12 protein-coding genes are annotated in these 22548 nt (G+C 62.2%); 9 read left to right on the top strand and 3 right to left on the bottom strand.

All coding sequences use genetic code 11. The features are described from left to right. On the bottom strand, positions 1-3624 hold the full coding sequence (locus ACILSO_RS09605; RefSeq protein ID WP_395737172.1) for a hypothetical protein: 3624 nt from the start codon (positions 3622-3624) through the stop codon (positions 1-3). A gap of 95 nt (positions 3625-3719) precedes the next feature. Here ACILSO_RS09605 and ACILSO_RS09600 point away from each other — a divergent pair, with 95 nt between their 5' ends. Further along, positions 3720-4439 carry an SGNH/GDSL hydrolase family protein gene (locus ACILSO_RS09600; protein WP_395737171.1) on the top strand — a complete coding sequence of 240 codons (720 nt, stop codon included), beginning with the start codon at positions 3720-3722 and terminating at the stop codon, positions 4437-4439. 274 nt (positions 4440-4713) lie between these two features. Next, positions 4714-5535 carry an SGNH/GDSL hydrolase family protein gene (locus ACILSO_RS09595; protein ID WP_395737170.1) on the top strand — a complete coding sequence of 274 codons (822 nt, stop codon included), beginning with the start codon at positions 4714-4716 and terminating at the stop codon, positions 5533-5535. Between the two features lie 120 nt (positions 5536-5655). Here the strand turns inward: ACILSO_RS09595 and ACILSO_RS09590 are convergent, their stop codons facing one another. Further along, positions 5656-6318 (bottom strand): response regulator, encoded by a 663-nt coding sequence (locus ACILSO_RS09590; protein WP_395737169.1) that lies wholly within the window; start codon positions 6316-6318, stop codon positions 5656-5658. Beyond that, positions 6319-8358, bottom strand: coding sequence for a sensor histidine kinase (locus ACILSO_RS09585; RefSeq protein WP_395737168.1), 2040 nt, complete (start codon positions 8356-8358; stop codon positions 6319-6321). Positions 8359-8511: 153 nt separating this feature from the next. Here ACILSO_RS09585 and ACILSO_RS09580 point away from each other — a divergent pair, with 153 nt between their 5' ends. From ACILSO_RS09580 to ACILSO_RS09550, 7 genes are all read left to right on the top strand, one after another. Beyond that, a complete protein-coding gene (locus tag ACILSO_RS09580) occupies positions 8512-9381 on the top strand; it encodes a BPL-N domain-containing protein (protein WP_395737167.1) in 870 nt (289 codons plus the stop codon). Continuing rightward, on the top strand, positions 9378-10211 hold the full coding sequence (locus ACILSO_RS09575) for an NlpC/P60 family protein (protein ID WP_395737166.1): 834 nt from the start codon (positions 9378-9380) through the stop codon (positions 10209-10211). Before ACILSO_RS09580 ends, ACILSO_RS09575 begins: the two co-directional genes overlap by 4 nt. A gap of 6 nt (positions 10212-10217) precedes the next feature. Continuing rightward, a complete protein-coding gene (locus ACILSO_RS09570) occupies positions 10218-11126 on the top strand; it encodes a hypothetical protein (protein ID WP_395737165.1) in 909 nt (302 codons plus the stop codon). 378 nt (positions 11127-11504) lie between these two features. After that, positions 11505-17120, top strand: a complete 5616-nt coding sequence (locus tag ACILSO_RS09565; RefSeq protein WP_395737164.1) for a beta strand repeat-containing protein — start codon at positions 11505-11507, stop codon at positions 17118-17120. A 125-nt stretch (positions 17121-17245) separates the two neighbouring features. After that, positions 17246-19072 carry a phosphoenolpyruvate carboxykinase (GTP) gene (locus tag ACILSO_RS09560; protein ID WP_395737163.1) on the top strand — a complete coding sequence of 609 codons (1827 nt, stop codon included), beginning with the start codon at positions 17246-17248 and terminating at the stop codon, positions 19070-19072. Between the two features lie 676 nt (positions 19073-19748). Further along, complete coding sequence (locus ACILSO_RS09555; protein ID WP_395737162.1) at positions 19749-20549, top strand: HpcH/HpaI aldolase/citrate lyase family protein; 801 nt, start codon at positions 19749-19751, stop codon at positions 20547-20549. A gap of 81 nt (positions 20550-20630) precedes the next feature. Continuing rightward, a complete protein-coding gene (locus ACILSO_RS09550; RefSeq protein ID WP_395737161.1) occupies positions 20631-22430 on the top strand; it encodes a DUF4838 domain-containing protein in 1800 nt (599 codons plus the stop codon). Positions 22431-22548 lie beyond the last annotated feature (118 nt).

The raw sequence follows: 22548 nt of genomic DNA, 5'->3' as shown, positions 1-22548 counted from the left end.
TCAATCCTCGTCCTCCACCATGTCCGGCGGGTTCACCCGGATGATCTCGTGTTCCGTGGTGAAAAGGATCACATAACCGCTCGACTCAAACGCCATTGGCAGTCCTTCACATGGTTTCGGCAGGTGATAGCGGTGCGTGACGACATTGGTTTTTTTGTCCACGTGGATCAGCACGTCCGGCCGCTCCAGCTTCCACGCCCGTTTGCGTTTGTTCCGCCCCGGAGTGCACCCTTTCGGAATGTCATCCGGAGACCCCGGCTCCACGCTCAGCAGCTTCAGCCCGTCCTTGTGCTCCATGTGAAAGAGCAGGCCGTCCTCATGCAGTGTGAAGTGAATGCCGTCCTGCATCCACCACGCCAGCTCCATGCCAGGATTTCCCGTGATCGCCGGTCGTGGCAGCTTCACCACATGGCAGCGCCCGTCGGGCTCCACCCACGCGCACGCGGGCTCCGGATTCTCACGATCCTGGGAGGACACCATCAGCACCGCCCCGTCATGCCACTCGCTGAGTTCACCCCGGTTGTAGCTCGGCAGCGGCAGGTCCAGCCTCCGGCAGGCTGCGTAGCGTTCGCCGCGCGCATCAAACGGCACAAAGCGCAGCCCCAGCTTGCGGTTCCCGTTCCAGCTTGGCTCAATAATGAGGCTGTGCTCCGGCGTGAAGCACAGCGGCCACTCATTCCCCTCCATCAGTTCGGACTCCGCGCGCACCAGCGGCTTCCACGGAATGCGCGTCACATCAAAGCCCGCCAGCGCGCCCTTCCCCATCAGGATGCCCCGGTCACTGGCAAACGTCACATGCCATGAATGAATCGTGAAGCCAAGATAGCCGATGTACTCGTCGTTCAGCTCAGGCAGCTCAGGCTTGGGCGAGGAGAAGCTCTTGTCGGATTTTTCTGTCATCGCCGCCGTGCGGTACGGCCGCAGCTGCAGCGCCGGCAGCGTCTTCACCACCGCATCCCGTGTCACAAATGCCATGAACTTCGCCGGCTGCTCTCCTGCTCTGCCGTCTGAGGGAAACACCAGGTCACCATCACCCGCCCAGTCCCCGGGACGAAACCGCTGCGTGCTGCATCTCGCCGTCCGGTTCATAGGTGTGTATGTGACAGAGAGCTTCCCGGGCTGCCACCCCATGCTCGCCACCGGCACCGGCCCCAGCGGCTTCTTCTCGGCATCCAGCAAAATCATCCTCACCGTGCTGCTCTGCGCATCCGGCCAGGCTTGCAGCAGATATTCCGCACCCGCTTCGATTTCCACCGGCGGCGCGATCAGCCGGCCCCAGCGGTTCGCATCCTCCGCCTGCCAGCTTGCAGGTTGCGGCGCCCATTCGTTCTGCCACGCCACCGAAGAACCGTCCGCCACCGCCGCGGGCTCCCGCGCGGTCTGAAACACCGCTGCATGCGTGGAAAAGGCGCGCGGCTCGCTCGAAGACGTCATCCCGTTCTCACCCGAACGCAGCATGATCTTCAGACTCCCGGACGCTGGCAGCGTGATGACTTCCTGCGCTCCTCGCGCCGGCGCCTCCTGGATCGTGTGCAGGCTTCGCAGCTTCTGCGGATGCTCCCCCGCCAGAATCTCCAGTGAAAACTTGCCGCTCAGCCGCGAAAGCGCGGGGAGGTACGTCCCCGCCCTCCACCACCTCGCATCGCTCAGTTTGTCCGCCTCCGTGCGCCCGTCGCGATCGCCCACCGTGATGATGATGCCGCGTTCCTGTGACCTGCCCAGCTCCGGCAGCACCAGCTGCCATTGCACCGTCATCGCGCCTCCCTTCTCCGCGGGTGGTTGCACCCACGCCTCCACCGCCGGAACCAGATCTCCTTTGCCCGCGATCAAATCTCTCAGCGCCACCAGCTCCGCCGTCATCTGCGTGTACTGGGCGGTGATGCGGTGCTTCGGCAGATTTTCCAGCCCGGTGACAAACCGCTCAAATCCCTCCACGTAATCGCACGCCATCAGCGCCTCGCCCACAAGGCTCGCCGTGCCTGGTGGCGGCAGCGCCGTGCTGGTCATTTCCGCATGGTGCCGCTCCCACAGCGTCAGCGCCATCGTCGCAAATTCCACACCGCCATTTTTTCCCGCGCGGATCGCCGTGCGCGCCAGCGGCAGCAGATGTTCTTTCTGCTCGGAAGACTGGTCCAGAGCGCTGCTCCACGCCGTGGCCAGCACATGAGTTTGCTCCGCTCGCTGCTGCCGCAGAATGACGCGCGCATACCTCTCCCAGTGGTCCAGATCATTGATGCGAGGTGCCGCATTGCGCGCGGCATCCAGCACGCGTATCACGCGTTCCTTGTCATTGCCCCGCTCCAGGCTTTCCAGGCAGTTAAGAAGGCTCTCAAATTCACCGCGCTGCACCTCGCCCATCTGCAGATTTTTCACCAGGTTCAGCGCCAGCTCCTCCATCCACGGTCCGCCCTTCATCTGCGGGTGGCTCCCCGCCGGTGCAAACGCCGCCAGCCGCAGCGCCACCCGCGCGCGGCTCTCCACGTTTAGATTTGCCGCCAGTTGCAGCTGCTCCTCGCTCACACCACCGCTCAGTGCCTGCGCCAGCAGCGCATGCGCGATGAGGTTTTCATTTTGCGGCTGCGCCTTCGCGGCTTCCAGGCATGCCTCCGCGAAATTCGCGTCATCCGTCATCGCCGCCTGCAGAATCTGCCGCGCTTTCGTCGTGGGCTGGTAGGGCGGATTCGTGTCCTCCCACATGCCCAGCAGCTCGTTCATGCCGCCCAGCAGTTCCGTTTCCGCACCTCGCGGCACCTCTGCATACACCAGCAGCCGTGCCACACGCTGCGCCAGCGTCGCATGTCCTCCGGCCAGCAGATCATTCATCACCACCACAAAGTTCGCGGGATCGCCCAGCACCAGCTGTGGCTGCGCCGTCTGCACCGCCTCCAGCAGCATCTGCCCCAGCAGCGGCTCCTTGCGTATCGCATCATGGCGCAGCATCTCCAGCACCAGGGTGCACACGTCAGGCCGCGCCGTTCCCTGCGGCGCATCCTCCACCGCGCGCACCACCGCCTTCACCCACTCCGTCAGTTGCTCCGTCTTCACCGCATGCGCCAGCCAGTCCACACCGCGATACCCATGCAGTTGTTTCTTCCAAAAGGGCGAAGCCAGGTTCACCCGCCGCATGCCCTGCACTGCAGCCTCCATAGCCCAAGTCGCAGACTCCTTCTGCTTCTCGTCCCCCTCATACTGCTCCGCGCGTCCAAACCACCCCTGCGGCAGGCCCGGCGCCGCTTGCAGCACCAGATCATCCGCCGCGCTGATTTCTTCCTTCGGCCGGTCCAGATCTCGCGCCAGTTGTGACAGCAGCAGGCACTCGATCTGGTGGCCCGGCGCCGTCCTCACCGTCTCCCTCAGCCAGTCATAAAAAGCGCTGTGCTGAAAGGGATCTTCCGCCAGCTCCTTCATCGCATAGCTCACACCGTCCGCTTGTTCTGCACGCTGCCGAAATTCAGGATCCGCCAGCCGGCTCTTCCATCCCTCGGGCGTCGGCGAGGTGGGAGTTGCGGGAGTCGCAGTCGCCGCAGGGGCGGGCGTTTCGGTTTGCGCCATCAAAAGCATCGGCAGCCATGCACCTGTCAGCAGCATGCATCGGCACCACAGACCCAGATTGGATTTCACCATGGTCATGAGGCTAGCCGGATTACCCGCCTGCGGTCAAGATACTGTTTATCAATCGTTACGAAATGTGCGCCCGCTCACGGCGTTGTTTCTCGACCATGAAATTCATCCTCCTGCTCGCCCTCTTTGCCGCCTCCGCCATCGCTGCAGACGCTCCTAAAGAAGCTCCCAAAAAGGCAGCCAAGCGCGCCCCTCATCCCTCGCTTGCCAAGGCTGAAGACGTCGCCGGTCTCCCCCGCGTTCTTCTGATCGGCGACTCGATCTCAATGGGTTACACGCTCGACGTGCGTGAACTCCTCAAAGGCAAGGCCAACGTCCACCGCATCCCCACCAATGGCGGCCCCACCACCAATGGACTCAAGAACATCAAAGACTGGCTTGGCACCTCCAAGTGGGAAGTCATCCACTTCAACTGGGGCCTGCACGATCTCAAGTTCATCGCGGACGATCCCTCCAAGCTCGCCGACCCCAAGGCCGCCGGCTCCCATCCCCAGGTCTCCCTTGCCGATTATGAAAAGAACCTCGCCGAACTCGTGAAGACCATGCAGGCCACCGGCGCCAAACTCATCTGGTGCACCACCACCCCCGTTCCCTCCGGCTCTCCCGGCCGCGTCGAAGGCGACGAAAAGAAATACAACGAAGCCGCAGCCCGCGTGATGACCGCCGCAGGCATCCCGACCGACGACCTCTGCGCTCACGCCGCTGCCAAGCTGAGCGAAGTCCAGCTCCCCGCCAACGTCCACTACTCCCCCGAAGGCTACCACTACCTTGCCGAAAAAGTCGCCGTCGTGATCACCGAGAACCTCCCAAAGAAATAAGATCTCATTTGGAGTGCGGTCGCGAAGTGAGGCACGAACGCAGCTACCGCTTTCCGCAGGCCGCCATCATCCTCTCGAAACGGTAAGCTGCGAAGGCTGCTCGCCGCGCCGCTCTCATTTCGATTTCGAATAACTGCACTGCAGAACAACTCTGAACCCATCTGGAAAACCTTTGCGTTCTCCGAATCTTTGCGGTGCAAATCTCCGGCCATTCCCTTGCTCCTTCATTCCTTTGCCAAAAATAGCGCACCCTTTCCCGGACGTCCTCTCTCACATGAAATCCCTCCTCCTCTTCCTCGCCCTCGCCACTCTCTCCCAGGCTCAGATCAAATCCCAAAACGAGCCCACCAACGCCGCCGAAGCCGCCGCCAAAAAAGCCGCTGAGGACAAGGCCGTCGATGAAAAATACCAGGCCCTCAAAGCCAAGCTCCCGCCCGACCAGCAAGCTTGGGAAACCGTGCTCGAGCAAAACCTCGGCAACGGCTTCTACCTTCCTCTTCACAAGAAAGACAAAATCGCCGGCCGCTCCAACGCCTGGGACTTCGTTCAAGACGACCCCAAACTCCCCCGCGTCCTCCTCATCGGCGACTCCATCTCCCGCGGCTACACTCTCGACGTGCGCAAAGCTATGGCAGGCAAGGCCAACGTCCATCGCGCCCCGGAAAACTGCGGCCCCACCGCCAATGGCGTGAAGAAAATCGACATCTGGCTCGGCGACGGCAAATGGGACGTCATCCATTTCAACTTCGGCATCCACGACCGCAAAACACCCGCTGCCGACTACGAGCAGCGTCTCGAAATCCTCATCGCCCGCATGCAAAAAACCGGCGCCAAAATCATCTTCGCCACCACCACCCCCGTCCCACCCGATACCAAGGACGGCCCCGAGATCGTTGCTCAAATCGCCGAGAAAAACGAAATCGCCCTCCGCGTGATGAAGAAGCACAACATCCCCATCGACGACCTCCACGCCTTCCTCGCCCCTCAGCTCAAAGGCATCGCCAATCCCCAGGACGTCCACTTCAACGCCCAAGGCTACGCCCTCATGGGCCAGCAAGTCGCCAAGTCGATCGAAACCGAATTAGCCAAGCACTGATTCGCACGCGAAAGCGCCAGCATAGTGGTCCGCACAGTCCTCTGTGCGGCGCTCCGCCATCCTCCATCGCTCCTCCACTCACCACTCCGCCCTTTATAACTCATCCTTCATAATTTCCGCTCACACCAGCCTCTCCTTCAGCGCCCGCGCCACCGCCGCCGCGCGACTATGCACTCCCAGCTTCGTAAACAGATTCCGCGTGTGTGTGCTCGTCGTGTGAATGCTCACCTGCATCCGGTCCGCGATCTCCTTCGCCGTCAGTCCTTCCACCAGCAGCTTCAGCAAATCATGCTCCCTCGGTGACAGAGACACCGGCTGCGCCGCTGGCTTCGTCAGCTTCGCCAGCATCTTCACCACGCTCGCCGCCACCTTTGGCGACATCGGCGAGCCTCCCTGAGCCGCCTCTAAAATCGCCGCCACCACCGTTTCTGCTCGTGACGTCTTCACCAGGTACCCGCTCGCACCCGCGCTGATCGCACGGCTGATCTTCTCCTCGTCTTCAAACACCGTCAGAATCACGATGCGGCAGTCCGGCGCCAGTCGGTGCACATCCGCGATGATCTCCAGGCCGCTGCGTCCCGGCAGTCCCACGTCCAGCAGCAGCACATCCGGCTTCTGTCCGTCGCTGGCGCTTTTCAGCGCGGCCAGCATTGTTTCAGCATTGGCAAAGGCCGGCGCCACTGCCAGCCCTCGCTCGGGCGTGCACAGCCGCTGCAGTGAGCGGCGGAAGGTGTCATGGTCTTCCACGATCCAGGTCTGAATCAGCGTTTCAGTTTTCATCATTCATGCGGCAGGTTTGCGCCAGCGGTGCCCTCGTGGCAGGTCGAGTGTGATGGACGTCCCGCTCCCGTGCGAGGAAAGAATTTGCAATCGTGCCTGCATCGCTATCGCACGCTCCCGCAGGTTGCTCAGGCCGTGTCCGCTTGCAGACTGCGCCGTGTCAAAGCCCGCCCCGTTGTCAGTCACCTCGATGCGCAGCCCCTCGGCCGTCGGTGTCAGGTGAAACCGCACCCGCGTCGCGTGCGCATGTTTTGCGATGTTGTGCAGCACTTCTTTGCAAAAGAGGTACAGCTCGCGCCGCGTTTCAATGTCAGGCTCCAGTGTCAGCGGTGCCGCAGGCAGCGCGCAGTCCAGCGTGTGGCTGCGCAGCAGGCGCTCGGTCAGCCGGTGCAGCACATCCAGCCAGTCATTCTCCGCCTCCGAGCGCCGCGTGCTGATCAAATCCACCATGTCCCGCATCGAGTCCGCAGTCTCGGCGGCCACCCGCTCGATCTCGCTGATGTCCGCCCGCATGGCCTCCGGCGTTGCATCCGCCTGCGCCGCAAAGGAGCAGATGAGAGTGATGCTTCCCAGGTTCGATCCGATCTCGTCATGCAAATCTCGCGCCAGCTTGTCATGCAGCCGCTGCGCATCCCGCTGGCGCTGCCTCCGCTGCCGCCACAGCAGCAGCCCGCTCAGCAGACTGATGCCTCCCACGCTTCCCACGCTGCCATACACCAGCTGGTGCTGCGTGTGCTCCACCACCGCGCCGCGCCGCTCCCTCAGCATGCTCCGCTCCCGCTCGTAGTGCTGCCGCGTTTCCAGCTGCGCAAACCACTCCGGCAGCGTCAGCAGTCGTCCGCCTTCGGTCAGTCCGTCATTGAGTGCCGCGGTGCTCCATGCCGCCGCGTCCTCTCCTGTCAGCACGTCGCTTGCAGTGAAGCTGCCGCTCGGCGCGATGTTTCTGCCCTGCTGAAACACCTGCACCTCCGCCAGCGCAAAGACGTAGTCGCTCTTGCGGTACCACAGCTGCGTGGCCGTGATCCGCAGATGCTTCACCCGTGTTTGATGCGCCGGAATGCACACCAGGTTCATCCCCGGCGGTGGGATGAGCCTGTCCGTGATCTCCTGGATCATCACTGCATCGCTGAAGTCCTCCTTAGTCGCACCTTCCACTTTGTATCTCACGGGAAATCCATAATCAAACCACAGCGGCACATCCTTCCGCCGCACCGGCACCAGCCGCACTTCATCGATCGGCGTCACCTCCGGCAGTGTCAGCGTCAGCGATTTCTCCTCGTCCGCCGTGGCCGCCACGCTGCTGTGGTAGCCGTTCGTGCCCCCCGTTTGCGGAGCCACCGGCAGCCCCAGCGGCGTCACCATGTCGATCAGGTTCGCCCGTGTCCACGCTCGTGGCGCGTTGCGTGAGCTCGAGCTCGTCACCGTCGCCTCCAGCGCCAGGTTGCGCGGCCCTGCCAGCACCAGCATCTCCGCCATCGCGAGGATCTCCGGACCATCCACAGACCATGGATCGGTGGCAGTAAAGCGCACCCGCTTCACCGGTTGCGCTGTGAAGCGCGCCACCACCGGAAAGCAGCCTGGATTCGGATAATCCTCTCCCGTTTTATCCATCACCACCTTCGCCCGGTTTTGCTCGTCAAAGATCTCCAGCTTGAAGCGCACCGGAAATCCATATCCAGCCACCACCGCGTTCGCTCCCTTCGCCAGCGGCGGCACCAGTACCACGCTGTCCGCGGGAGCAGCCTCCTTCAGTGTCACCTCCATCCAGCGCACATCTTCATCCGTCGTGTACCCGGTCTTCAAGCCAATGCGCAGACTGCTGTTGATCAGCATCAGCTCAGGCAGTGTCTGGAGCTTCTGCTCATCGGCTGCGATCCGTTCATCCAGCGCATGCAGCTCGCTCCATGACCAGAATGCCAGCCTTTCCACCCACCGCGAATCGGCCCCCTGCGTGGTCCCGAGAAAGGACAGAAACAGCACGAGCACCCCCACGCCGCAGCGCGTCGTTTTGGGGAGGCAGATGCTTGGTTCCCGCAGGTTCATCCAGTCCCTCACCTTTCATCCTCATTCCTCGTTCGTCATTCTGATTTCCATCATTCCCCGGGCCGCCTCACCTATTTTGGCGAGATTTGGCCAGATGACGCCCTCGCCCTTTGAACCACCATTTGCACCACCCATCTCCACCCGCATCGACTCATGAAATCGTCCCGTCATCTTTCGCTCCTGCTCATGCTGGCCGCTTTTCTCTCCCCGGTGTGCGCTCAGGAAAAGGCAAAGCCCAAGGATGAGGCAACGAGCAAGGCACCCAAGTTTGTCACCCCCCCGGACGCCAATGGCATGAAGACCATCATCGCCGCACCGGAGAAGACCCGCCCCATCAAGGTCGGCATCTATCGCGGCCCCGGCGCTCCTCAGGGCGGAGGAGACAACGTCATCAATGTGCTCAAGCCCTACCCTCAGGCGCAGGTTGTTGTCCTCAGCGAGAAGGACATCGCCACATTGAACCTCAGCGCTTATGACGTGCTCGTGTTTCCCGGCGGCTCCGGCGGCGGCCAGTCCAAAGGCATCGGCGAGGCCGGCCTCAAAAACGTGCGCGACTTCGTCAAAAATGGCGGCGGTTACGTCGGCATCTGCGGTGGCGCTTATCTCGCCTGCTCAAATTTTAGCTGGGGCCTCGGCATCTTGAATGCAGGCACCGTCTCCAGCAAATGGATGCGCGGCCAGGCCATGCTGGATCTCCAGGTCGAGCCATCCGGAACCGAACTCCTTGGCGATGTCAAAGACCCGTTCAAGGTCCGCTACCACAACGGCCCCATCCTCAAGCCCGCCGGCCGCACCGACATTCCCGCCTACACCACCCTGACCACTTTCAAAACGGAGGTCGCAAACAATGGCACCCCCGCCGGTGTGCAGATCGACTCGCCCGCGCACACCATCAGCAGTTACGGCAAAGGCCGCGTCTTCATCTCCAGCCCTCATCCGGAAAACACCCCCGGCCTCGAGAACCTCATCCCTCGCGGCATCTTCTGGGCAGCCGGTGAAAAATCTTCCGCTCCAATTCCATGATCTCCCGCCTTCTGATTTGTCTGCTGCTTCTCGGCGGTGCCGCATTCGCGCAAAACAACGCCTACAAGTCCCCCTACACGGTCAATTTTTCCTTCAAGGAGCAGGACCTCATTCCCGACCTCCTCAAAGGCCCCCGCTCCAATCCCAAAGACTACGCCAGCGTTCCCTTTGGCGATTGGTATAATCCCTCCAACGAAAAGCGCTGGTCCTACTACGGCCCCGCCGCCAAGCACTTCAGCGCACCCACCGGCCTCGCTTCCAAAAGCCCCCAGTGGTCGCGCGAGCGCGTCATCGCCGCCGGCATGCGCTTCATCGGTTACACCTATCAGCACCATCACGTGCCAGACTGGGATCCCCCTGCTGAATGGCCTCGCAGCAGCGAACAGAAAACACCCGTCGGCAAAGGCCTCGACTGCAGCAACTTCACCGCCTTCTCTTACAATCTCGCTCTCGGCATCAAGCCCGGCGGCGAGGTCAAAGGCCAGTCCGAAATGACAGAGGCCAATGGCCCCGGCCCCAATCGCACCATTCCCGTCAAGCGCATCGAGCTGCCAAAGAGCTACGAAGACTTCGCGCGCACTCTTCAGACCGGCGATCTCCTCTACATCAAAAACACCAAGGGCACCCTCTCTCACGTCGTCCTCTGGGTCGGCAAGATCGGCAAATCTCCCGATGGCACGCCGCTCATTCTCGACAGCACCGGCTCCGGTGCGCACGATTCGAATGGCACGGAAATCCCCAACGGCATTCAGCTGCGCCCCTTCAAGCGCAACACCTGGTACTTCACCCAGGCCAGCCATGTGCTCCGCATCATTCCTGGAGACTCCTAGCTGAGAATGAGGCCGCTGCTTGCCATCCTTTCACTGGTTGCTTCCTGCATCTGCTCCGCTGCGGATTTGACGCCGGGCGTCAGCATCTTCGGGCGCAGCAGCTTCATCGAATACATTCCCGGCGACCTGCCTCTCATCATCTCCGCCCCTCACGGCGGCCGCCTCAAGCCCGCGGACATGCCAGACCGCACCAATGGCGTTGTCGATATTGATGCCAACACCCAGGAGCTCGCCCGCACCATCGCTTCCGTCATTCATGAGCAGACCGGCCGTCACATCCATCTCGTCATCTGCAGCCTTCACCGGTCCAAGCTCGATGCCAATCGCGATCTGCCGGAAGCCGCTCAAAACAGCCCCCTCGCAGAGCACGCCTGGACCGAGCATCACGATTTCATCGATCAGGCCTGCGCCGCCGCTGTGAAGCAGTTCGGCGTCGCCTTCCTCATTGACCTCCACGGCCACGGCCACGCCGAGGCACGCATCGAGCTCGGCTACCTTCACAATGCGCTTGAGCTGGCAGACTGCGATGAAGCACTCAATGAATCGACCTATGCAAATGCCGGCAGCCTGCGTTGGATCGCAGAGCGCAGTCCGCTTAGCTACACCGCGCTTCTGCGTGGACCTCAGAGCTTTGGCGCCCTGCTCGAGCTCGAAGGCTTTCCAGCCACGCCCAGCCCCCGCATCCCCGTGCCCACGGAACCCTTCTTCCGCGGCGGTTACACCATCCAGCGCCACTGCAGCGCGGAGCGCCAGGTCGCAGGCCTTCAAATCGAGGCCAACCGCCCGCGCCTGCGCGATACTGCGGAAAACCGCCTGCAGTTCTCCCACGCCTTGGTGAAAGTTTTGCGCACCTACTTTCCCATTCACCTGGGCATCCGGCTGGATCCACCAAAGCCCGTGCTTGAGGCTCAATGACACCCTCTCCGCAGCACGCCGTCCTGTTGAGGCTGAGGGCACCCAATGCACAGAAGGCACGTCCTCTATGCCTCGACTCATGTTTTCAGGTGTTTTCTCACGGAGATCCACACGGTATGACGCGCACTTTGCCAGCATCTGTCCCGGCTCTCCTAATGTTCGCACGCATTACGATTTCTCCTGCGGCTCACCTATTCTGGCGAGGCCCTTCTGGCATGGCCGGTGCTAATTAAAACGGCTGACTGGCATCGTCATTGCGGAGCGCACCACGCTCCTCTTTGCCTCGCTGCCGCCAACAAAAATCCCCCACGTCCAAATCCCCCCTTGCACGCATTCGGCTTCGTTGATCCCCGCGATGAAGCCGATGCCGACTGAGCCATGAATCATTTCCCTCTGCCGCATACGAACTCGGTTTCACACCACGACGTTTCGTTGCTTGATCACACGGCCCGCCTCCGGGCACGGGCGCCCTCCGCGTTCAGTTGCGCTCTGTCGGTCGTCCTTCTGCTGCTGGCTCTTCACGGCGGTCGCTCCTTTGCCACTTCCACCTGGGTGGGAAATACCAGCGCGGACATGGGTGTGGCGGCCAACTGGGGAGGCACGCTCCCCACTCTCGCCGGCGACAGCCTGGTGTTCAATGCCGCCGGCACCGGCGGCTCCACCTTGAACAACACCATCACCGGCCAGGTGCTTACCAGCGGCGGCATCACCTTCAATTCAGGCGCATCTGCATTCACGCTCAACGGCAACGCGGTCACCGTCGGTTCGACCGTCAATGTCCTGTTCACCAACAACAGCTCCAATCTTCAGACCATCAATCTGCCGCTGAACCTGGCATTCGATGTTCTGTTTGCCGGAACTTCCAGCATGACCATCGGCGGAGCCATCGGTCAGGGCGGCACTTCCGGTGCGCGTACCATCAACAACAACATGACCTCCGGCACGCTCACCATCAGCGGCACAATCAGCATGACCTCCAGCAGCACGGCGCGTGCCTGGACGTTGAGCGGGAACAGCAGCACCAGCACCATCGTCACCGGCGTCTTCCAGAACGGCAGCTCGGGCGCGGGTTCTCTGGTTCTCTACACCACCAACAGCGCAGGGGGTGCCGTCCTTTCGGGGGCCAATACCTACACCGGCAGCACCACCGTCAGCTTCGGCACCCTGGGCCTCGATTTCAGTGCCGCTGCCATCACGGACAACATCATCAACAACACCAGCAGCTCCTCCGCCCTCGTCATGGGTGGCGGCACTTTGACCATCACGGGAAAATCCGGCGCCACCAATACTCAGCGCTTCAATGGCACCTCGTTCAGCGGCGGCCGGGCCAGCGCCTTGCGCATCACTCAAAATGGCGCGTCCAGCGTTGGTGTCACACTCGGTGCCATCACCCGCTCCACCGGCAGCAGCGTCGACTTCACCCTCCCCACGTCCGGTTCCATCACCACCTCCACAACGGCCGCCGCCATCGGGGCCAATAATGTTCTGGCTCTCGGTTCGGTGGCTTTCGGCACCGTGGGCGGCACCACCTGGGCCACCAATGCTTCCGGCACCATCGGCGCACTCGCCGCAGGCTCCTACCAGACTTCCTTCACATCTACCACCGGTGACACGGATGTCACCTCCAGCCTCAGCCCTGCCGCCTTCACCACCAATACGCTTCGCTTCAATGCCGCCGGCACCACTCTCACGCTCAGCAGTTCCGCCAGCAGTGTTGTCACTTCTGGCGGCATCCTCGTCACCGCCGTAGGTGCCGGTTCCTCCATTGCAGGAGGCGGCACTTCCGTTGGTCTCACGGTGGGCGCTGGCAAGGAGCTCGTCATCTTCAACAACACCACAGGCACCTCCGGTTTCACCATCAGCGCTCCCATCATCGACAATGCCACCAGCGCTCTCACCGTTTCAGGCCCTGGCATCACCAAGCTCACCGGAGCCAACACCTATGCGGGCACCACCAGCATCACAGGTGGTGTCTTGGATGTGGGCACGCTCTCCGGCACAGCCGGGCTTTCCATCGGCAATGGTGGCATCATCCTGGCGGGCGGCGGCGTCCTTCAGGCCAATGGTTCCTTCACCCGTGGGTTCAGCAACGCAGCCACGGTTTCCGGAGGAGACTTCACCGGCCTCGAAGGCGGCTTCGCCGCACGTGGGGGGGCTTTGACGATCAACTTCGGTGGCGGCGGGGCCGCCATGACCTTGGGCATCTCCTCCACCAACTACCGCCTCGGCAACAACTTTGTCTTCGGCTCTCCCACGGCGGACTCTCCCGTCATCGTGATCAATCCCCTCAACCTCAACGGCGCCACCAACGGCCTCGGCCGCACCTTCACAGTCAACTCGGGTGTGGGCGGCGACTACGCGGAGCTGCAGGGCGTGCTCAGCAGTTCGGCGGGCGCCCTCATCAAGGCGGGCACCGGACTTCTCGTGTTGTCGGCTGCGAATACCTACACCGGTTCCACCACCATCAATGCCGGCACTCTGCAGCTCGGCAATATCAGCACCAATGGCGGCACCACGGGCTCGCTGGACTCCACCAGCGCCATCTTCAACAACGGCACCCTCGCCTTCAACCGCGCCGATTCCGGACTGACCATCAGTGCCGTGATCTCCGGCACCGGAACCGTGAATCAAATCGGCGCCGGCACCACCACCCTCTCCGCTTCCAACTCCTACACTGGCGTCACCACCATCAGCGCCGGCACCTTGCAGCTCGGCACCGGTGCGGGCGGCAGCACCACCGGCTCCATCGCCAGCTCCAGCAGCATCGTCAACAACGCCACTCTCACTTTCAATCGCAGCAACTCCTCCACTCTCGGCGTCGTCATTTCGGGCACCGGTGCCGTGAACGTCATCGGCTCAGGCACCATCATCCTCACGAGTTCCAACACCTACACGGGCGTCACCACCATCAGTGCCGGCACGCTCCAGCTTGGTTCCGGCACCGGCGGCAGCTCTGCGGGTTCCATTGTCGGCACGGGTGGCATCGTCAACAATGCCACACTCACTTTCAACCGCAGCAACACGCCCACCTACAGTGGCGCCATCTCCGGCACAGGGGTGGTCAATTTCATTGGCAATGGCACCGTCACCCTCACCGGCGCCAGCACTTACACCGGCGTCACCACCATCAGCGCCGGCGGCCTCCAGCTCGGCAGCGGCACCGGCGGCGGCAGCTCCGGTTCCATCGATGGCACCAGCAGCATCACCAACAATGCCACCCTCTCCTTCAACCGCAGCAACACCCTCACCATGGCCGCCGCCATCACCGGCACGGGGGTCGTGAATCAAATCGGCGCAGGCATCACCAATCTCAGCGGCGCTAACACCTACGGCGGAGGCACCAATGTGAATGCCGGCACGCTCACCTTCCTCAATACCAGCGCCAAGCCCGCCTCCGGTACCACCACCGTCGCAGCCGGTGCCACCCTCGGCCTCGGCGTCGCCACCTCCGGCAGCTTCTTCACTTCGGCGGACGTGGACAGCCTCTTTGCGGGCACCATGACCAACGTCTCCATTAGCACCACCTCCAATGTCGGCATCGACACCACGGCCGGAAACTTCACCTACGCCTCCAGCGTCTCCGGCACGCGCGGTCTCACCAAGCTGGGCGCCAACACTCTCACCCTCACCGGAACGAACACCTACACCGGCGTCACCACCATCGCTGGCGGTGTGCTCGATGTCGGCACCATCAGCGGCGGCGCTTTGTCCGGCAGTGGTCTCGTTTTTGCCAATGACGGCATCCTGCAGGGGAATGGCACCTTCACCCGCAACTTCAGCGGCTCCGCCACCGCAGCCGCAGGTCAGATCGCCGGTCCCAGTGGCGGCTTCGCTGCTCGAGGAGGCACTCTCATGGTCAACTTTGGCGGGGCAGGGGCCACCATCACCATCAGCAATGGCAGCGTCCGTTTCGGCACCAACTTTGATTTCGGCTCCCCCACCGCCGACAGCAAGGTCATCGTCGTCAATCCCCTCGACCTCAATACCCTCAGCCGCACCTTCACCGTCACCTCCGGCCTTGGCGGCGACTCCGCGGAACTCCAGGGCGCCATCAGCAGTTCCAGCTCCACGGACGGCATCATCAAAGCCGGCACTGGTTTGCTCATCCTTTCCGCCACCAATTCCTATACCGGGGCCACCGTCATCAATGCCGGCACTCTTCAGCTCGGCAGTGGCACCGGTGGCGGCGCGGCAGGCGCCATTAATTCCACCAGCGGCGTCACCAACAACGGCACCCTCGCTTACAATCGCAGCGGCTCCACCTCTCCCGCCTACTCCATCACGGGCACAGGCATCGTCAATCAGATCGGCAATGGCACCACCACTCTCAGCGGTGCCAATTCCTACACCGGCGGCACCAATGTGAATGCGGGAACCCTCACCTTCCTCAACACAAACGCCAGACCCTCCACCGGTGTGGTCACCGTCGCATCAGGAGCCACCCTCGGTCTCGGCGTCGCCACCTCTGGCTCCTTCTTCACCTCTGCGGATGTGGACAGCCTCTTTGCGGGAGCCATGGTCAACGTCACCAACAGCGCCACCTCCAACGTCGGCATCGACACCACCGCCGGAAACTTCACCTACGCTTCCAGTGTCTCCGGCACGCGCGGCCTCACCAAGCTCGGCGCTGGCATCCTCACCCTCACCGGCACCAACACCTACATCGGTACCACCACCATCAGCGGCGGCGTTGTCGATGTCGGCAATGTCAGCAGCGGTGCCCTCGCCTCCAGCGGTCTCGTCTTCACCAATGACGGTGTCCTCCAGGGGAATGGCACCTTCACCCGCAGCTTCAGCGGAGCCACTTCAGCCACCGCAGGCGCGGGCCAGATCGCCGGCACCAGTGGCGGCTTCGCCGCGCGCGGCGGCACGCTCACTATAAACTTCGGCGGCTCCGGCGCCTCGGTCCTGCTAAGCAACAGCAACTTCCGTTTCGGCACCAACTTCGACTTCGGCTCCGCCACGGCAGACAGCAAAGTGATCGTGGTCAATCCCCTCGATCTCAATACCGTCAATCGCACCTTCACCGTCATTTCAGGAGTCGGGGGCGACTCCGCGGAGCTTCAGGGCGCGATCACCGGTGGCGCTTTCGGCATCACCAAGGCCGGCAACGGCCTCCTCATCCTCTCCGGCACCAGCACTTACACCGCCGCCACCAACATCAATGCCGGCACCCTTCAGCTTGGCAATGGCGGTGCCACCGGCAGCCTCTCCAGCAGCACTGCCGTGGTCAACAACGCCACCCTCGCCATCAGCCGCAGCAATGCCTATACCGTTGCCAACTCCATCAGCGGCACTGGAAATGTCACTCAAATCGGCACTGGCGCCACGACGCTCACCGCTGCCAACACCTACAGCGGCGGCACCAGCGTGATCTCCGGCACGCTCATCGCTGCCAACGCCTCCGGTTCCGCCACCGGCACCGGCTCTGTCACCACCTCGCCGGGCACCACGCTCGGCGGCGCCGGCATCATTGCTCCCACCGCCTCCAGCAGCGTTGTCATTGGCGGCACGCTCGCCCCGGGCTTCACCGGCAGCAGTGTCGGCACGCTCACCTTCACTCCGGTCGATGGCAGTGTGACGATGCAGAGCGGCAGCTCCATCACCTTCGAGCTCAGCGCCAACCACACCAATGACAAAATCGTCTTTGCGGCCTCCGGTGCCGGCGTTTTTGATCTCTCGGCCATGTCCGATGGCAGCGTCTCCGTCACCTTTGCAGGCGGTTATACACCTGCTTTGAATGACTCCTTTGATCTCCTCGACTGGTCTGCTCTTTCAGGTTCTGGCATCAGCGGCCTCACCGCGAGTCTCCTCAATCTCAGCACCGCCGGCTTTGACCCATCCTGGACCTGGGACACCACCCAGTTCACCACCACCGGCGTTGTCACCGTCGTCGCCGCCGTTCCAGAGCCATGCCGCATCCTCCTCCTTGCCTGCGGTTTTATCGGCATCATTCTCCGCCGTCGGCGCACGGCACAGGTTTTTCGTGCGTAGTTCGGGCCTTGGCCCGCACGGAGAGGATCTCCCGCGCTCAACGTTCACCAAAATAAGCGAAGCTTATGCAGTGGACTTTTGGCACAAATTCCGCGTCTGTCCGGTGTCCATAAATTCGTTCTCTTATGACACCTATTCCATCGTCGAAACCCCTCAGCAAAAACATTCACCTTCAGCGCTGGGTCGGAAAGATGGCAGCTCTTTGCAAACCCGACCGCATCCACTGGGTCGACGGCTCCAAGGCCGAATACGACCGCCTTTGCAATGAAATGGTCGAAGCTGGCACCTTCATCCGTTTGAATCAGAAGACCTGGCCCGGCTGCTTCTACGCCAAGTCAGACCCCAGCGATGTCGCCCGCGTTGAAGAGCGCACCTTCATCTGCAGCAATTCCAAGGACGGTGCCGGCCCCACCAACAACTGGGTCAATCCCTTCGAGATGAAGGAAAAGCTGCGCAAGCTCTTCAATGGCTGCATGCGCGGCCGCACCATGTACGTCCTCGCCTTCAGCATGGGCCCGGTGGACTCGCCCATGTCGCAGATCGGCGTCCAGCTCACCGATTCTCCCTACGTCGTGGTGAACATGCGCATCATGGCACGCATCGGCAAAAAGGTGTTCGAAAAAATCGACACCTCAAAGAAGCGCGTCGTCCCGTGCATGCACACCGTCGGTGCTCCGCTCAAGAAAGGCCAGAAGGACGTCCCCTGGCCCTGCAACAAGGAGAAGTACATCGTCCACTTCCCCGAATCTCGCGAGATCTGGAGCTACGGCTCCGGCTACGGCGGCAATGCCCTCCTCGGCAAAAAATGCTTCGCACTTCGCATCGCCTCCGCCATGGCCCGCGATGAAGGCTGGATGGCCGAGCACATGCTCATCCTCGGCGTTGAGGACCCCAAAGGCAAAAAGACCTACGTCGCCGCCGCCTTCCCCAGCGCCTGCGGCAAGACCAACTTCGCCATGCTCATTCCGCCGAAGCACTTCGCGGACAAAGGCTGGAAAGTCTGGACCGTCGGCGATGACATCGCCTGGATCAAACCCGGTGCCGATGGCCGTCTTCACGCCATCAATCCCGAGGCCGGTTTCTTCGGTGTCGCGCCCGGCACCAGCGACAAGACCAACCCCAACGCCATGGCCTCATTGCGGAAGAACACCATCTTCACCAATGTCGCCCTCACTCCCGATGGCGGCGTCTGGTGGGAAGGCATGACCGACGAGCCGCCCGCGCGCTGCACCGACTGGCAGGGCAATCTCTGGACTCCCGAGATCGCCAAGGAAAAAGGCACCAAGGCCGCGCATCCAAATTCGCGTTTCACCGCCCCCGCCTCCCAGTGCCCCACCATCGATCCCGATTGGGAAAAGCCCGAAGGCGTTCCCATCAGCGCCATCATCTTCGGCGGCCGCCGCGCCACCACCATGCCTCTCGTCTATCAGGCCTTCAACTGGAGCGGCGGCGTGTACACCGGCGCCACCATGGGCAGCGAGATGACCGCCGCCGCAGCAGGCACCATCGGCAAAGTCCGCCGCGATCCCATGGCCATGCTCCCCTTCTGCGGCTACAACATGGGCGACTACTTCCGCCACTGGATCTCCATGCAGCGCACCCTCAGCGAGACCCCGCGCATCTTCCACGTGAACTGGTTCCGCAAGGACGCCGACGGCAAGTTCCTCTGGCCCGGTTTCAGCGAAAACATGCGCGTCCTCAAATGGATCGTCGATCGCGCCAACGGCCACGGCAAATCCAAGGAAACCCCCGTCGGCTGGGTGCCCAGCTACGCGGACATCGACTGGAAAGGCCTCGACTTCCCCAAGGAAAAATTCGAAGCCCTCCAGCACTTCGACCGCTCCGCCTGGCGCACCGAAATCCTCTCCCACGAAGAGCTCTTCCTCGACCTCAAGACCCACCTCCCCAAAGAGCTCATCTACGAGCGCGAGCTCCTCATCTGCCGCATGTAAGGGTACAGTGCCCATCTCGCTCCGCGAGATGCACCCAGCGCACCCGCAAGGCCAAAAACGCCATCCACTTCCCGGAGTGATGCGGGCACCCCTGCCCGCACCGACCGTTCCTTGGCATCGCACACGCTCAAAGTAATGCGTGGCCCAGTGCTCCGCCGAGATGAGCTCCGCGCCTTCGCGTGGCAGGCATCATCCTTCAATTGCCCAGCGCAGCAAGGCAGGCAGGGAGGCTGGTCCTCCAGCCTCCGCCGCACGTCTCCTGGCCTCCGCGCAAATGCAGGTCCCTCGCGAACGCGCCAGCGTCCCCGGAACCGAAGCGAAGCGGAGGTAGACAGCCGTAGGCTGCCCGAAGGGTGAGCGCAGCGAATCAATGCGGCGCTTCAGCGCCGCTTTCGCTCTCCCCCGGCTCCCTCCGCCTTCCTCACTCTCGCGCACCTCAAAAATCTCCCGCAAGCCGCCACCATTGCATTCCACTCGCCGTCCAATAAAAAAATACCAGAATATACCGAAACGTAGCACAAAAAGAGCCCTGAATTGCTACTCCGCACGCCCATCTCCGGCAAATCATAAATCATAAATCATAAATCATAAATCCCCCCGCCCACAAAAATCCCCCACTTCCCCCGCGATAATCCACCCCGCCATCCAGTATCTAGCATCCAGCATCCCGCCCGCCATGCCCACCACTCCCTACTCCACTCCCGCCTCCAAGCCTGCCCACATCCTCAAAGAAAAAATGATGAAGGGCCACACCGTCTTCGGCATGCTCGTCCAGCACGCCGTCGTCCCCGCTATCGTTGACTTCATCCCCGACGACTCCATCGACTTCGTCATCGTCACCGCCGAGCACAACGCCCTCGACATCGCCGACTTCCTCCCCCTCCGCTACGCCCTCGCAACCAAAGGCATCGCCTGCCTCGCCCGCACCCACAGCCGCGATGCCGACGACGTCGCCAAGGTCTGCGACTCTTTCGACGGCGTCGTCATCCCCTACGCCGAAGACCTCGACCTCATCAAGCGCCTCGCCGCCGCCGCCGTCTATCGTCCCCTCAAAGGCGTCGCCCTCGAAAAAGCCATCAAAGAAAACAAATGGCCCAGCGATAAAACCCGCGACTACATCGAGCAAAAGTGCGCAGACACCCTCTTCGTTCCCATGATCGAATCGGTCCTCGCTCTGCAAAACCTCGACGCCATCTGCGCCATCCCCGGCGTCAGCGCCCTCTTCATCGGCCCCAACGACATGACCACCAACATGGGCATCCCGAACGAGTACGACCACCCCGACTTCATCGCCAACGTTCAAAAAGTCATCGATGCCGCCGACAAGCGCCACATCCCCGCCGGCTCCTGGTTCGGCAAAACCGAGCAGCAGATCCGCGCCATCAAACAAGGCGCCCGCTTCATCTGCCACTCCAACGACAGCTCCCTCCTCAAAGACGCCATGACCCAGGTCTTCGGCGCCCTCCGCAAAGCTTGAGTCCGCCGGATCCCCTCGAAGACCTGAACTCCGTCCGGCGCACCAGCATTCGCCTCGGCATCACCGTATCCTCATCTTCCCATGCGTCTTCTCGGTTTCCTCCTCTGCCTCCTCGCTGTCACTGCGCCCGCGGCTGAAGTCATCCTCAGCGCGCGCCACGTCATTCATCACGCCGCCGATGCCCCGCAGACCGCCAGGCAGGCCGCGCTCGAGCTTCAGCAAATCATTCAGCAGGCCACAGGCACGACCTTGGAGATCACCAGCGCTCCCGCTCCCGCCCCTGCAGTTCGCATCGTTTCAGACACCACCCTCCCGCACGATGGTTTTGAAATTCGGCTGGAAGGCGACGACATCATCATCGCAGGAAACGACGACCTCGCCCCCGCCAAGCCAGACGCATGGTTTGTTCCCAGCCACGGCACCTACTTCGGTGTCATGGAGTTTCTCGAGCGCTTCGCCGGCGCCCGCTGGCTCCTCCCAGGCGATCTCGGGCTCGATGTCCCTAGTGTGAAAAGCATCCGCGTCACCCTCGCACAGCCCTTGAAAGGAGCGCCAGCCTTTGCCACCCGTGCCCTCGCCGCTGTCGGCGAGACCGACCCTCGGAATCCGCGCCTCCCACCCACAGCGCCGTCACTCTGGCTCCGCCATCAGCGCCTCACCAACGGCTTTCATCCCTTCACCACCGCCTATGGCCACTCCTGGGACGACTACCTCCGCCCCGATGACTTCGCCGCACACCCAGAATGGAAACCCTCCAGCGGCAGCTTCGAGCGCAAAGGCAAAGTCACCTTCTTTTGCACCACCGCGCCCGGCTTGGTGGACCTCTTCGCCAAACGCGTGATCGAATCCATCGATCGCAATCCAAAGCGCGAGATGACCAGCATCTCGCCCACCGATGGCGGCGGATTTTGCACCTGCGAACGCTGCGCAAAGCTCATTTCCAAAGACCCGCACGGAAAGCCAAATCACGCACTCGCCCTCCTCATCTTCTACAACGAAGTCGCCCGCATCATCGAGCGCGAGCGCCCCGGTCACCGCCTCGGCGGCTTCGTTTATTACAACTACCAATATCCTCCCGATGAGATCCTCAAGATGCCCGACAACATGAGCCTCTGCTGGGCCCCGCTGAACTACTACGGCTACGGCCTCCTCAAGCCAGCCTACCGCGCCGAGTTCCCAGACATCATGAAACGCTGGAGCAGCGCCAGCAGCCATCTATGCTACCACAACTACTCCACTTGGATGCGCAGCTACCATGGCGCACCACTGCCGCCCTCTCTCAGCATCTTGGAACTGGAGCTGCCCACAGCGGCGAAAAACAAAGCCTGGGGAGCACGCATGGTCGGTGCCAATGCATGGGGCGTACATGCTCCCATCAATTACCTCCTCGCCCGGCAGATGTGGGACGCCAAAGTCAATGTCAGCGCTGCATTCGACGAGTGGCTGCAGCGCGCCTACGGCCCCGGCTGGCGTCACATGCGCCTCATGTATCAGGAGCTCGACGCCAAAATGCTCGCACACAAGCAGGCGCAGCCACTCGCCTACAAAGGCAGCCAGTATGAGGTGAACGAAGACGTCATGCAGTCCGTTTACGCCCCGCTGTTCCCTCAGATCGAGCAGCACTACCTCGCGGCACAGGCCGAATGCGTCACCGACCCCCAGCGCGCCCGCCTCGCCATGTTTGGAGACAATCTCACGCAGCTTCACTTCGCATTGCGCAAGGCCTCACTCACCAGCGCAGAGTCAAAGTCCGTCTTCCACCGCGATGACGCCGTCTTCGCCGAGTTCATGCGCGGCATGGAGTCCTCCTCCAGCCTCTACAGAGACCCCGCAGGCATCGATCACGGCCCCATCTGGAAAGGCGAATACCGCGCCCCTTGAAGGTTTGCCTCTAAATGGCAGATCTCACAAAGAACCTTCCAAAGCGGATCTCCAGTCCCACGTTCCACACGTGGCCAAAGCACACCGTCGCTGGACATCTCCACGCATCCTCGCTTGC

Source organism: Prosthecobacter sp. (genome assembly GCF_044226605.1).
GTDB lineage: Bacteria > Verrucomicrobiota > Verrucomicrobiia > Verrucomicrobiales > Verrucomicrobiaceae > Prosthecobacter.
Note: the sequence above shows the minus strand (reverse complement) of the source record. Positions and strands in the feature narration are given on the sequence as shown.